This window comes from Nocardia vinacea NBRC 16497, from assembly GCF_000308835.1.
GTDB classification, from domain to species: Bacteria; Actinomycetota; Actinomycetes; order Mycobacteriales; family Mycobacteriaceae; genus Nocardia; species Nocardia vinacea.
The window spans coordinates 16,851-30,336 of the sequence record NZ_BAGN01000189.1; the positions used below are offsets into that span (position 1 = coordinate 16,851).

Here is a 13,486-nt window from a genome sequence, read left to right on the forward strand (position 1 = left end):
TTCAGCGATTCGAGGCGCGCAGCAGATCTCTCGGGTCGGTGTGGATTCCGAATTCCTTGCGCAGCACATGCCGTGCGGCATGCATGCCGGACATGCCGTGTACTCCCGGACCGGGTGGGGTCGACGCGGAGCACAGGTAGACGCCGGGTAGTGGTGTGGCGTACGGGTTCCAGCGCGGGACCGGTCGGAAGGCGAACTGGCGCAGGGTCATCGCGCCCGCGGAGATATCGCCACCGATGTAGTTGGCATTGTGCGTCGGCATTTCGGCGCCGGTGACGACATTCTTGGCCAGGATCAGGTCGGTGAAGCCCGGGGCGAAGCGTTCCACCTGGGCGATGACGGCAGCGCTGATGTCGCGAGTGGAACCGTTCGGGACGTGGGCGTAGGTGTAGAGCGTATGGCCGCCCGCCGGTGCCCGCGTCGAGTCGACCACGCCCGGCTGGATGGCGAGAACATACGGTCGATCCGCGTGTTGTCCTGCGGCGATGGTCTTTTCGACGGCCATTGCCTCGGCGCGGGTGCCGACCAGATGGAGCGTCCCGGCGAGTTCACACCCCGGCGCCTGCCACGGCACCGGACCGGACAGCGCGAAGTCGACCTTGCAGGCCGCGCCGCCATAACGGAAGCGGCGCAATCCCTTCGCGTAGTGATCCGGCAGCCGGTCCCCCGCCATGCGCAGCAGTTCGGCGGGCGCGGTATCCAGCACAACCGCACGCGCGCCACCGAATTCGTCGAGCGATTCGACGCGGTGCCCGGTGACGAGCTTGCCGCCGAGGCGTTCGAGTTCGGCGATCAACGCATCCGGAATGGCCTGGCTGCCGCCGCGTGGCAGCACCCAGCCTCCGGCGTGGGCGAGTGTCGCCAGCAGCATGCCCGCTCCGGCTGCGGGGATGGCGCGCGGCGGTGTAATCGCATGCGTGGCAACGCCGGTCAGCAGTGCCGGTGCCGCCTGCTCGCGAAATCGTAGGTTCCACAGGGGCGAACCCTGCTCGAGCACCCGCAGTCCGAAGCGCAGTCCGGTCAGCAGGTCGGCGGGCGGGCGGCGCAGATCCGACATCGCGAACTCCACGACCCGCTGCCAATGCCGGATCATCGGCTCGAAGAGTGCCCGCCATGCGGCACCGTCACGGCCGAGACCAGCGGCGGTGCGGTCCAGATCGCGCCAGGCCACCCCGGCTGTTCCACCGTCGAGCGGATGCGCGTAGGACACCTCGGGTGCGAGCAGTTCGACACCGTGCGCGGCCAGATCGAAGGCGCGAAAGAACGGCGACGCCAATGCCATCGGATGCGCACCGGCGCAGACATCGTGCCGATATCCGGGCAGCGTCAGCTCGGCGGTTCGGCTCCCGCCGCCCGCGGTGGCCTGCGCCTCGTACACCTCGACGGTGAGACCGGCACGGGCCAGGATCACCGCCGCGGCGAGACCGTTGGGACCGGAACCGACCACGACGACATCAGGCATACCTCGATTCTGCCGGGCCGACCCGGGCCGTGCCGTCACCCGCGCGAGGTATCGATCACCCATTCGCTCCCTGACGTGTCCATTGGCCGAGCAGCACCCGGATCCGCTCCTCGCGCAGCTCCTCGACCAGGCGACCGCTGCGGTCCAGGGTGGCGATGCCGTGCAGGGCGCTCCAGGCCACCTCGGTGCCCGCCTGTAAATCGAAATCGCCCGCGAACGGCGCGTACGCGCTCTGGATCTCGCCGAATGCGTCGCGCAGCGCCTGTGGTGCGTCGTTGCCGAAGTTGAGTTCGGTATCGAGGACGAACATCGCGTCGTATCGGGCCGGATTCTCGGTCGCGAAGTCCAGGTAGCCGCGCACCATGGCCTCGAGCGCCTCGCTCGGTGTCTTCGCGCGGGCCCGCCGCTCGCGCAGCTGTGCGGTGAGATCGGCGATGCCTTCTTCGGCGACGGCGGTGACGATCGCCGCCTTGCCGGCGAAGTGGCTGTAGAGAACCGGCTGGCTGTATTCGATCTTCTCGGCGAGGCGGCGCACGGTCACCGCCTCCCAGCCCGAGGTTTCGGCGAGTTCGCGTGCGGTGTCGATGATGCGCTGATGTCGTTCGGCTCGTTCGCGTTCTTTGCGGCTCTGCGTGGTCATGCCGAAAATTCTAGCAGCGCTAGACAAACTAACGCAGCTCCATTATGGTTGCTCACATATCTAGCGACGCTAGATTTCAGAGCAGCGGCACAAGCACCGTATCGAGGAGCACCCCATGACCATCTCGCGCATCGCCACCGCCCTTTCCCTCATCGGCGCGGCCTTCATCCTCTACATCGGCATCAGCTACTTGGTCACTCCGGAGACCATTGCCACCGGATTCGGCCTGCCGGAATGGCCGAAGGGCGATGCGGTCGCGTTCATGAATCTCAAGGGCGTCCGCGACACCGTCTCGGGGCTGATCATCCTGGTGCTGCTCGCCACTAAGCAGCGCTACGCCCTCGGCATCGTCACGCTGGTGATCGCACTGATTCCGATCGGCGACATGCTCACCGTGCTCAGCTGGGGCGGATCCACCGCGGCCGCCTTCGGCATCCACGGGCTGACCGCCGCACTGGTCGCCGTGGCCGGTGTGCTGCTGATCCGCGAGCGGACTGCCGTGGACCGGCAGGAACGCTCGTCCGTCAACGCCTGAGGCTTCGGCCACGGCCACGCCACCGCGATCACCCAGCACGACCTGCATCCGGAGAAGTGGGCCGACTGATCCCACCGACACCACGAAGGGCCCGCAGATTCTGCGGGCCCTTCGTGGTGTCGGAAGACGTCTCGGCGCGGTTGGTCACGGCCCGAGGAATAAGCGTTCGCACGGCAGGCGCGGTAGCAGTCGGCAGTCCTCGACGGTTTCGCGAATCAATTCGATTGTGCACCAGCGCTTTCGCCGCCAGTCGTGGATCAGATTGTGTACCGCCGCCACAGTGGCGGTGTAGTCGAAGACCACACCGGACATCCAGATCCGCAGGTGCAGATCACCTTCGGTCGGGAACCATACTTCGGCGGTCACGGCTTATCTCCTCGCCGGCAACGCGCGAGGCACTATGCCTTGACCATATCCACGGCGCCTGGCTCCTGCGGTGTAGGTTCCCCGTGTTCGTCGTCGATCATGGTCGTCTCGTCGAAGGGCAGTTTGCGGTCGAGGACCGAGTGGACCCACTCCATGTCGATGGTCTTGGTCCAGGTGCCGACCAGGACGGTGGCAACGGCATTGCCCGAGAAGTTGGTCAGCGCGCGGGCTTCGGACATGAACCGGTCGATGCCGACGATCAGGCCGACGCCGTCGAGCAGTTCGGGGCGATGGCTCTGCAGTCCACCCGCAAGCGTGGCGAGACCCGCACCGGTGACACCGGCCGCGCCCTTGGAGGCGACGATCATGAACAGCAGCAGGCCGACCTGCTCACCTATGTTGAGCGGTTTGCCCATCGCATCGGCGATGAACAGCGACGCCATGGTCAGGTAGATGGCGGTGCCGTCCAGGTTGAACGAATATCCGGTCGGCACAACGACACCCACGGTGGTCCGTTCGACGCCGAGGTGCTCCATCTTCGCGATCAGCCGCGGCAGCGCGGATTCCGAGGACGAGGTGCCGAGGATCAGCAGGTATTCCCTGGCCAGGTAGCGCACCAGCTTGAAGATGGACACTCGCGATACCGCCCACAGCAGCACGCCGAGCACACCGAAGACGAATATCAGACAGGTCAGGTAGAACGCGATCATCAACAGCGCCAACTGCTTCACCGCGTCCAGGCCGGTCTTGCCGACCACATTCGCGATCGCACCGAACGCGCCGATCGGGGCCAGCCACAGGATCATCGACAGGATCCGGAAGACCAACTTCTGCAGCGATGCGACACCGCGCAGGATAGGCTCCCCCGCCGTGCCCATGGCCTGCAGCGCGAATCCGACCAGCAATGCGATAAACAGCGCCTGCAGCACGCTGCCGCTGGTCAGCGAGGAGGCAAGGGTGGTCGGGATGATGCTCTGGATGAATTCCCAGGTGCCGCCTGCGGCGTGCGCCTGATCGGCGAGCTTCGCCCCTTGGTTGGCGGTCTTGGCGATATTCATGCCGGAGCCGGGCTCCAGCAGATTGCCGACGACCATCCCGATGCCGAGCGCCACCGTTGACATGACCAGGAAGTACCCGAGCGCCAGCCCGCCCACCTTGCCGACATTGGCCGCTGAGCGCACCGATCCGATGCCGAGCACGATCGTGCAGAAGATGACCGGTGCGATCATCATCTTGATCATATTGATGAATATGGTGCCGAGCGGGGCCACGTCCTGACCGAATTCGGGCGCCAGCCAGCCGACCAGAATTCCCGCGATTACGGCGACGATAACGCCCAGATACAGCCAGTGGGTGCGGTCGCGCCGCTGTCGTTTCACTACATCGCTCATAGCGGGAAAGTCCTCTTCAGTGGTACCGGGGTGAGGTGGCTCACGCCCTCACGTGCACAATGTTGGCTGCTGAGGGTGACGGTGGTCACGCTTTGGTGCATTACGTTCAATGGTTCGAGGGAAAGAAAGTGTTGCGCGGTGAGAAACGCGGGGGACGCGGTCGGCAATCGCTGGCCGGACAGGCCTTCGTGCTCCAGCTGGTGGTGCTCGGGCTGGTCATCGGCATCGGAGCGGTGCTGGCCGTACTGGACGCCAGGCACGACAGCGATGTCACCGCCTCGCGTGAGGTCACCGATGTCGCGGTGAGCGTGGCGGACGCGCCGTCCACCATCGAGGCCCTGCGCACCCCCGCCCCGACCGCCCTGCTGCAACCGGTGACCGAACGGATCCGCAAAGCAACCGGTATGGACTTCATCGTGGTGATGGCGCCGGATCGGACCCGGTACACCCACACCACGCCCGAACGCATCGGCCAGCCCTTCAGCGGCAATATCGATCGGGCACTGGCAGGGGAGACGTTCACCGAAACCTTTTCCGGAACGCTCGGGCCCTCCATCCGGGCGGTCACGCCGGTCTATGACGATGGGCGCATCGTCGCGTTGGTGTCGGCGGGTGTCACCCGGGCGCGGATCGGCGATCAGGTCGGTACGCAGTTGCCCCTGATTCTCGGCGTGGCCGCAGCGGGTCTGGCGGTCGCGGCGGCGGGTTCGTTCCTGCTGAGTCGCCGGATTCGTCGGCAGACGCACGGTCTCGCGCCCGATGAGCTGCGCACGATGTACGAACAGCACGATGCGGTGCTGCATTCGATCCACGAAGGCCTGGTGGTGTTCGGTCCGAACAGTGACGGTGCCGAAGTCGTCAACGATGAGGCGCGCAGGCTGCTCGATCTGCCCGATGGGCCCGTCGTGCGCGCGGATCTGCCGATCTCGATGCAGCGGATGAGTTGGGGGGTGGTCCGCGACGAGATGCATGTGACCACGGATCGGATTCTGCTGGTCAATCAGGATGTCGTCACCTGGGAGCGGCGGCCGATCGGCACCGTGATCACCATTCGCGACCACACCGAATTGCGCACCGTGATGGGCGAACTCGACTCGGTGCGCGGTTTCGCGGAATCGCTGCGCGCGCAGGCACACGAATCGGCCAACCGACTGCACACTGTGATCACCATGGTCGAGTTGGGGCGCTATCGGGAGGCAGTGGAATTCGCGACCGCGGAACTTCAACTGTCCCAAGCCCTTATCGATCGACTGCTCACCTCGGTCGGCGATCCAGCGCTCGCGGCACTACTGCTCGGCAAGGTGAACCAGGCCGCCGAACGCGGCATCGAGCTGACGATCACCGAGGATACGGCGCTCGACTCGACCGCGCCGCTGTCCGCGCAGGAGACGGTGACGCTGGTCGGCAATCTGATCGACAACGCCATCGACGCGGCCGCCGACGGTGCGGTTGGCTGGGTGGAAGTGACTGTACGCCAACAGAATTCGTTGATTGCCAGCGATCATGCGCCAGCACCGGCCATCGAGCCGGCGGCGGCGCTCGATGCGGCGGGACCGGCGAACGGGGATTCGGCACTGTATGTCCGCGTCGCAGACAGCGGACCAGGAATGTCGGCCGAAACCTTCGCCCGCGCCGCCGAACGCGGCTATTCCACCAAGGCCGACCATCACGGCCTCGGGCTGGCACTTGTCCATCGACTTGTCGACCGCCACGGCGGCATGATCGGCACCGAACGAGATCCGGAAAGTGCCGTGACCGTGACGATCCCACGAGAGGATGCACGATGATCCGAGTGTTGATCGTCGAGGACGAGCCATTGATCGCGGAGGCGCACCGCGCCTACGTCGAACGAATTCCTGACTTCACCGCGGTCGCGGTCGCACACACCGGTCGTGAGGCAATGCGTGCCGCGGCCGATGCGGCCGCCGAAAACGCGCCGATCGATCTGGTGCTCATGGATATCGGACTTCCCGATGCCAGCGGCCTCGATGTGGCCGCCGCCCTGACCGGCCTCGCACCCCGCCCCGACGTCATCGCCATCACCTCGGCTCGTGACCTGGCCATGGTGCGGACCGCGGTCTCCTACGGTGTGGTCCTCTACCTGCTGAAACCGTTCACGTTCGCTGCCTTCCGCGACAAACTCGAACGCTACCGCGAATTCCGCACCGCCCTGCCCGCGGGCGAAACCGCCATCTCCCAACACGAAATCGACCGCGCCCTCAGTGCCTTACGCACCTCCGACCAACGCGCCACCGCCCCCAAAGGCGTTGCCCCGCAAACGTTGGACGAAATCTCCCGCACCGTCCGCGACGCCCCCGGCGGCCTCACCGCCGCCGACACAGCCAGCACCGTCGGTGTTTCACGCATTACGGCCTGGCGCTACTTGGAAAAGCTCGCCGACGACGGCCTCGTCGACCGCAAATCCGACTACGGTCGAGCCGGCCGCCCCAAAACCCGCTACATCTGGAAAATCCGCCCAGAATAAATCGATATTCCGGATGGGCAGTGCGGTGTTACGCCGGGCGGGGTTTGGGGGTGGTGCGGAGGTGGGCGCGTTCGCCTTGTTTGCCGAAAAGGCTCAGGAATTCGACGGGGTCGGGACCGGCGGTACCGAACCAGTGCGGGACTCGGGTATCGAATTCGGCGGCTTCGCCGGGGGTGAGGACTACGTCGTGTTCGCCGAGGATCAGGCGGAGGCGGCCGTTGAGGACGTAGAGCCACTCGTAGCCCTCATGAGTTCGCGGGTCGGGCTCGCGGCGGATATTCGGGGGTATCACCAGTTTGTAGGCCTGGATGCCGCCCGCTCGGCGGGTCAGGGGCAAGTAGGTCATGCCGTGGCGGGTGGTCGGGCGCAAGTGGATGCGCGGGTCGCCGGTGGGTGGGGCGTCCACGAGTTCGTCGAGGGTGACGCCGTGCGCCTTGGCCAGCGGCAATAGCAGTTCGAGGGTTGGGCGGCGGGCGCCGGATTCCAGGCGCGACAGGGTGCTCACCGAGATGCCGGTTTCCGTCGAGAGGTCGGCCAGTGTGGTTTCGCGCTGACGACGCAGCGCGCGTAACCGAGGTCCGACCGCGTCGAGGGCTCTACCGAGGCCGTTGTCCATGCCAACCAGATTGCCATATCGGCAAGTTTGTTTGCCAACATTGGCGACCTGCCTGCATGGTCGTCCGGAGGAGGTGGTCATGGTGACTCAACTGGAAGACGGCTATGACGTGGTGGTGATCGGCGGTGGCGCGGCCGGATTGAGCGGCGCGCTGATGCTCGCCAGGATGCGACGGTCAGTGGTTGTGATCGATGCGGGGCAACCGCGTAATGCCCCGGCCGAGGGCGTGCACGGACTGCTCGCCCGGGACGGAACACCGCCGGGCGAATTGCTGGAACGCGGTCGGGCCGAGGTACGCGGCTATGGCGGACATGTGGTGAACGGCGAGGTCATCACGGTCGCGCGGGATGCCGAAGGGTTCGCGGTGTGCCTCGGTGACAGGTCCGTGCGGGCGCGTCGACTCTTGGTGACCACCGGTCTGGTCGATGAGCTACCCGAGATCGCGGGACTGCGGGAACGTTGGGGCCGCGATGTGATCCACTGCCCGTACTGCCACGGCTGGGAGGTTCGCGACCAGGCCATCGGTGTGCTCGGCACCGGCCCGATGGGGGTCCACCAGGCACTGCTGTTCCGCCAGCTCACCACCGATGTCACGTACTTCTCGCACACCATGCCACTCCCCGCCGAACAGTCGGAGGAGTTGAACGCCCGCGGCATCCGCGTGGTGCGCGGCGAAGTGACCGCGCTGGAGATCGTCGACGACCGCCTCGCGGGAGTGCGGTTGAGCGATGGAACCGTAATCGCCCGCGAGGTCGTGGTGGTCGGCTCGCGGATGGTCGCCCGAGCGAACTTCCTCGAAACACTCGGACTGCAACCGACCGAACACCCGGCCGGCGTCGGCGAATACATCACCACCGACGCCACCGGCCGAACCGATGTGCCCGGCGTTTGGGCCGCAGGCAACGTCACCGACCTGACGGCCCAGGTCGGCGCGGCCGCAGCGGCAGGCGCAGCTGCCGCAGCCCAGATCAACGCCGATTTGGTCGTCGAGGAGACCCGCCGAGCCGTCGCCGCCTACCGCGAACCGTTCTCCGCCGAAACCGAATCGCAACTGTGCGAGGCCGTTACGGGCGACCATCGGCACGGCATATAGCCCTCAGACCGTTGTCGGCTCGGGAGCCGGGGCGCTGGCCCGGCGACCGAGCCGAACCGGCATCCGCTCATATCCGTGCAGCGTGAACAACTCTCGACGCTGCGGTGCCCCATCGAGTTGCAGGTCCGGGAAGCGCTCGAACAAGGATTGCAGCGCGTAGGTGGCTTCCATTCGGGCCAGGCTCGCACCGAGGCAGGCGTGGATGCCACTGCTGAATGTCAAGTGCTCCTTGGCATTCGAGCGGCCTACATCGAAGACATCCGGATCGGCGAAGACCGCGGGATCGCGGTTCGCGCCTGCCAGCGACAGCACCACGGTATTGCCCTTGTGCAGCTGCACACCCTCGAGTTCCAAGTCGGTCGATGCGATTCGCGCCGTCGTCTGCACCGGCGCATCGATACGCAGCACCTCTTCGACCGCATTCGGCCAGAGATCCGGTTCGGCGCGCAATCGATCCAATTGTTCGGGATGCGTGACCAATTGGGCGACGCCGTTGCCGATCAGGTTGACCGTGGTCTCGAAGCCCGCGCCCATCAACAGGCTCGCGGTCGCCTTCAAGGCGAAATCGTCGAGTTCGCCCGAGGTGACCAGGCTGCTGAGAATATCGTCGCCCGGTTCGCGGCGCAGTCGCGCGATATGGCCGTCGAGGTAATCGTTCATCACCTCCATCGAACCGAGCGCACGCCGGAATGCCCGCCAGGAAATCCCGATATCGAGCAGCGGAGTCATCCGATCGCCCCAGTCCAGGAATAGCTTTCGGTCCTTTTCCGGGAAGCCGAGCATTTCCGAGATGATGGCGATCGGCACCTGCGCGGCATACGACGCGATCAGATCGGCCGAACCACCCGAGGGCAGCGCACCGAGCAGTTCCTCGGTGACCGTCTCGACCCGTTCCCGCAATCGGCGGATCGCGCGCGGGGTGAAGGCAGATGCGACCGGCTTGCGCATCTGCGTATGCTGCGGCGGGTCGATGACCAGCATGGACGGCGGCTCAACCGGATTGGGCGGCAAGGGAAGTCGCTCGGCGAGCAATTGCAGCGGCTTCGGAATATTGAAGGTGTCGGTGGTGCGCACACCGAATCGGTTGTCCCGCAGCACGGCCCGGCACAGCTCGTGGTCGAAGCTCGCCCACGCGATCGCGGTGCGCTGCAGCCGCCCCTGTCCGCGCAGCCGCTCGATCAGTGGATAGGGATCGGCGAGACCATCCGGCCCGCCCATCAGTTGGGCGAACGGATCACCGCGCCGCGCCTGGGTGCGCAGGGCCAACCGCGGCGCACCCTGCACCGATAACCACCGGAACCAATACTGCGGCTTCATCACTTCACCAACCCCATCGTTGCGCGACAATTCCACCGTACGGACTCCCCGGCCAGGGTGGAACGTCCCATGGTCGGACGCCGACCTATACCAGGGTAGGAGCTCAGCCGCGCTGCGTGGTGACCCGCTCGGATTCGATGCGCCGCTCGCGCAGCGCCGGATCCGGATTGACCACCTGTACCAGGGAAGCCCCTGCCACCAGCACCGAGACAAACCCGTCGATCAGTTCGGCCGGGGTATCCCAGGATGTGCTCGACAGCACCCGGTCACCCTCGGAAAACCCTTGTAGCACAGCGGATTTCCTGGCCTCGGCCAGTACCTGGGAGACCGGCATCCCGTCCAGCGCCACGCCCGCGCCGCGCGGCATGAACTGGTCGCCGTGCACCCGCACCGAGGTGGCGAAATCGGTGATACCGATCGGCAGATCCCGCACCGGCATGCCGAAGGCATCCAGCGAGAGCGCGGCGACCTCCGGAACACCGTCGGTCTCGTCCAATCGTTCGGCGGTCGCCAGTGCCAGATCGGCATCCGGATCGGGCCCGAGCACTACCTCGGTCCCCGCCCACCAGCAGCCGAGCAGCACCGCAGCGGTCTGCCAGTGCGCGGGCAGCAGCACCGCGACGCGCGCACCCGGGCTCAGCCCGAATTCGTCGCGGATCAGATTGGCGGTCTTGGCCGCCCAGTTCGCCAGGGTCAGCCCGGATAGTTCGATCCGGGCGCCGGTGGCATCGTCGTAGTAGGTGACGCGCGGACCGGCCGGGTCGCGCTCGAGGATCGGATCGAGTACCGCCTCAGTGAGTGTCAGCACGTGGTCGTGGTCACGCATCGGTCAATTCACGCATGGTCAATTCACGCATTTCGGTCCGTTCTGGCCTGCGTCGATCGGTGGAGCCGGCGGCACGGGCGTTGCGGTGCTCGACGTTCCGGAGAAGTCGAACATGCTGCCCGCGGTCGAGCCCGGACCAGAATAGTCGCTTGCCAGCACGACGCTGACCGAATCCGGGGACAACGTGCTGTCCGCGATGACTGTCAGCCCGCCGAGTGCCTTCGCTACCGCCTTGGCCTTCGGATTCGAGGTATCCATCGCGAGCACTCGACTGCTGTTGACGCTGGGCCCGGTGTAGTTGCCGACCAATCCCTCCTGGAACCCCTTGGCCGTCAGCGCCTGCGCCACCTGTCCCGCGAGCCCGCTGATCCCACTCGCATTGAACACACTGACGCTCACCGATGCCGGATCGATCGTCGGTTCGGCATGATCCTGCGACTTGCCGTCGACCAGCGACGCCACGTACGACTTCACCGCTTTCGGATCCACCCGCACGACCGATTCACCATCGCTGGTCGTGTCGTTGAGATCGGCGACCGGAATCGTCTCGAAACTGACCTGACCGCCCGAAAGATCCTTCAACTGTTGCAGAAACGCCAGCACGTCCCAATCGTCGTCCAGCACGACGGTGCGACCGACCGCATCGCTGAGATTCTGCAACTTGCCCGGATTGCTCAGCGTCTTGGCGCTGAGCACCTGGCCGACCAACCGCGCCATGAAGACCTGTTGGCGCACGATCCGGTCCAGATCGCCGCGCGGCAGATCATGGCGCTGGCGCACGAAGCTCAAAGCCTGTGGGCCGTCGAGCTTCTGACGACCCGCCCGGAAGTCGGCGCCGGACATCCATTCGTCCACGGCATTGTTCAGGCAGACATCGACCCCGCCGACCGCATCGGTCAGCAGCACGAACCCGAGCAGACTGACCTCGGCGTAGTGGTCGACCGTAATGCCGGTGAGATTGGCCACTGTCTTGATCAGCGCCTGGCGCCCGGCCTGCGTGGACTGCTTTTCCGCGTCGGCCTCCGAAACGCCCTGGTTGATCAGCTTGCGGCGCTGAGCCTCTTTGGTCGCGCCGTAGGCCGAGTTGATCTTGCTCTTGCCGATGCCCGGAATGTCGACATAGGAGTCGCGCGGAATGGAGATGGCGGTGGCGGAGCGGCCGTCGTTCGGGACGCGAACCAGCAGGATGGTGTCGGTATTGGTGCCGACCTCATCGCCCGCGTGCAACATGGCGCGCTCATTGCTGCTGAGCGGATTACCGTGCGCGTCGGTGCGGCTATCCACACCGACCAACAGGATGTCGACCGCGCCGTCGCTGCCGCCGCCGAGGCCGAGGCCGCCGATGCGTTCGATATTCGAAATCAGCGAGTCGACGCTGTGCCAGGCAAATCCGGTGCTGAGCAGGACCAGCACCGCCCCGACCGCGACGAACGCGCGCAGCGGACCCAGGCCGCTCCCGGCTGCGGACAATCGCGACGACGCTGTCGCCCTCACCTTCTGCGGCACCACTGCATCCTCTCGCCAAAACCGAGCATCCTGCCCAAGCACCATGCTGCGCTTGTCCGCGCGCTCCCAGCTGATGTTCCGACTGCGCAGCGCCGGTTTCGTCGAAGCCCACGCGTCGCTGACTCGACCGCCCCGCATCCGGTAGCCCCCGTAACCGTTGCCCCGAGGCTAACCGACGGCTACCGCGGCGGACCACAACCGCAGGTGCCACGGCGTGCCAGACTCGTGCCCGTGACCGTGATATCGCCCTCATCGACCGCAGCCGCGCGCCTCGTCGTGACCGGAGCGCGTGGGCAGTTGGGACGCGAACTGTTGCGCCGCGCACCCGACGCCCACGCCTTCGGTCGCGACGAATTGGACATCACGGACGCGGCCGCCGTGCGCGCCGCACTCGAACCGGGTGATGTCGTGCTGAACTGCGCCGCCTACACCGCGGTCGACCGGGCCGAATCCGATTCCGAGGCGGCCTTCGCGGTCAATGCGACCGGACCGGCCGTCCTCGCTGCCGCCTGCGCGGAGGTGGATGCCCGATTGATCCATGTTTCGACCGACTACGTGTTCGGGGGAACCCACGACAAGCCGTACAACACCGACGACCCGACCGAACCCGCCACCGTCTACGGCCGATCCAAATTGGCAGGCGAACAGGCCGTGCTGGCAACCGCGCCGCACGCACATGTGGTGCGCACCGCGTGGGTATACACCGGGCGCGGAAGCGATTTCGTCGCCACCATGCTGCGGCTGGAACACGATCGCGACACCCTCGACGTGGTCGACGACCAACTCGGCTCGCCGACCTACGCCGCCGATCTGGCCGCCGGACTCCTGGAATTGGCGGGGCGGCCGGATGCGCCGCGGGTGCTGCACGCCACCAACTCCGGCCAGGTCAGCTGGTTCGAATTCGCGCGAGCGATATTCGCCGGAATCGGCGCGGATCCGTCGCGGGTGCGTCCGTGTGACTCGACCGCATTTCCGAGACCCGCACGGCGCCCGGCGTATTCGGTGTTGTCCAACCGTTCCTGGGCCGATGCCGGACTGAATCCGCTGCGGCCGTGGGAGGTCGCACTCGGGGACGCGCTGTCGGGGTTGTCACAGTAGGCTGCATGGCTGTGAACGAGCGTCAGCGAGTGAACCATCAGCACAGTGCGCCATCGCGCACGACGGAGCCGAGCGTCAGCGAGGCGCAGTCGTGAACGATTCCGGAACCTCGGCCCCCGGTGGCCTTGTCGTCGTCACGGTGACTTATTCA

Annotated in this window: 13 protein-coding genes; 5 read left to right on the forward strand and 8 right to left on the reverse strand. The window is 66.1% G+C overall.

The features are described from left to right. Window position 1: 1 nt before the first annotated feature. Together ON44_RS26365 and ON44_RS26370 are read right to left on the reverse strand one after the other, a co-directional pair. Window positions 2-1,462: a phytoene desaturase family protein gene (locus ON44_RS26365; protein WP_040694919.1), complete on the reverse strand. Its 1,461-nt coding sequence runs from the start codon at window positions 1,460-1,462 to the stop codon at window positions 2-4. A 55-nt stretch (window positions 1,463-1,517) separates the two neighbouring features. Further along, window positions 1,518-2,102, reverse strand: a complete 585-nt coding sequence (locus ON44_RS26370) for a TetR/AcrR family transcriptional regulator (protein ID WP_040694920.1) — start codon at window positions 2,100-2,102, stop codon at window positions 1,518-1,520. A gap of 115 nt (window positions 2,103-2,217) precedes the next feature. Between ON44_RS26370 and ON44_RS26375 the strand changes: the two genes are divergently transcribed. Beyond that, window positions 2,218-2,637 (forward strand): DUF4267 domain-containing protein, encoded by a 420-nt coding sequence (locus ON44_RS26375; RefSeq protein ID WP_040694922.1) that lies wholly within the window; start codon window positions 2,218-2,220, stop codon window positions 2,635-2,637. A 144-nt stretch (window positions 2,638-2,781) separates the two neighbouring features. Here ON44_RS26375 and ON44_RS26380 read toward each other — a convergent pair whose 3' ends face one another. Together ON44_RS26380 and ON44_RS26385 are read right to left on the reverse strand one after the other, a co-directional pair. After that, complete coding sequence (locus tag ON44_RS26380) at window positions 2,782-3,003, reverse strand: hypothetical protein (protein ID WP_040694925.1); 222 nt, start codon at window positions 3,001-3,003, stop codon at window positions 2,782-2,784. 32 nt (window positions 3,004-3,035) lie between these two features. Beyond that, window positions 3,036-4,394, reverse strand: coding sequence for a cation:dicarboxylate symporter family transporter (locus ON44_RS26385; RefSeq protein ID WP_040694927.1), 1,359 nt, complete (start codon window positions 4,392-4,394; stop codon window positions 3,036-3,038). A 59-nt stretch (window positions 4,395-4,453) separates the two neighbouring features. On the opposite strand from ON44_RS26385, the gene ON44_RS26390 reads away from it, so the two are divergent. Together ON44_RS26390 and ON44_RS26395 are read left to right on the forward strand one after the other, a co-directional pair. After that, the gene (locus tag ON44_RS26390; protein WP_083898167.1) at window positions 4,454-6,181 is read left to right on the forward strand and encodes a sensor histidine kinase; all 1,728 of its coding nucleotides are present in this window, start codon (window positions 4,454-4,456) and stop codon (window positions 6,179-6,181) included. After that, a complete protein-coding gene (locus tag ON44_RS26395; RefSeq protein WP_040694928.1) occupies window positions 6,178-6,879 on the forward strand; it encodes a response regulator in 702 nt (233 codons plus the stop codon). Before ON44_RS26390 ends, ON44_RS26395 begins: the two co-directional genes overlap by 4 nt. A 28-nt stretch (window positions 6,880-6,907) precedes the next feature. Here ON44_RS26395 and ON44_RS26400 read toward each other — a convergent pair whose 3' ends face one another. After that, window positions 6,908-7,495 carry a helix-turn-helix domain-containing protein gene (locus ON44_RS26400; RefSeq protein ID WP_040694930.1) on the reverse strand — a complete coding sequence of 196 codons (588 nt, stop codon included), beginning with the start codon at window positions 7,493-7,495 and terminating at the stop codon, window positions 6,908-6,910. 79 nt (window positions 7,496-7,574) lie between these two features. Between ON44_RS26400 and ON44_RS26405 the strand changes: the two genes are divergently transcribed. Continuing rightward, complete coding sequence (locus ON44_RS26405; protein ID WP_040694944.1) at window positions 7,575-8,588, forward strand: NAD(P)/FAD-dependent oxidoreductase; 1,014 nt, start codon at window positions 7,575-7,577, stop codon at window positions 8,586-8,588. 3 nt (window positions 8,589-8,591) lie between these two features. Here ON44_RS26405 and ON44_RS26410 read toward each other — a convergent pair whose 3' ends face one another. From ON44_RS26410 to ON44_RS26420, 3 genes are all read right to left on the reverse strand, one after another. Further along, on the reverse strand, window positions 8,592-9,905 hold the full coding sequence (locus tag ON44_RS26410) for a cytochrome P450 (protein WP_040694932.1): 1,314 nt from the start codon (window positions 9,903-9,905) through the stop codon (window positions 8,592-8,594). A 103-nt stretch (window positions 9,906-10,008) separates the two neighbouring features. Continuing rightward, the gene (locus ON44_RS26415) at window positions 10,009-10,731 is read right to left on the reverse strand and encodes a TIGR03089 family protein (RefSeq protein ID WP_040694934.1); all 723 of its coding nucleotides are present in this window, start codon (window positions 10,729-10,731) and stop codon (window positions 10,009-10,011) included. Window positions 10,732-10,749: 18 nt separating this feature from the next. Next, window positions 10,750-12,282: an LCP family protein gene (locus ON44_RS26420; protein WP_083898168.1), complete on the reverse strand. Its 1,533-nt coding sequence runs from the start codon at window positions 12,280-12,282 to the stop codon at window positions 10,750-10,752. Window positions 12,283-12,468: 186 nt separating this feature from the next. Here ON44_RS26420 and rfbD point away from each other — a divergent pair, with 186 nt between their 5' ends. Further along, window positions 12,469-13,335 carry a dTDP-4-dehydrorhamnose reductase gene (gene rfbD / locus ON44_RS26425; RefSeq protein WP_245567346.1) on the forward strand — a complete coding sequence of 289 codons (867 nt, stop codon included), beginning with the start codon at window positions 12,469-12,471 and terminating at the stop codon, window positions 13,333-13,335. The last annotated feature ends 151 nt before the right edge of the window (window positions 13,336-13,486 follow it).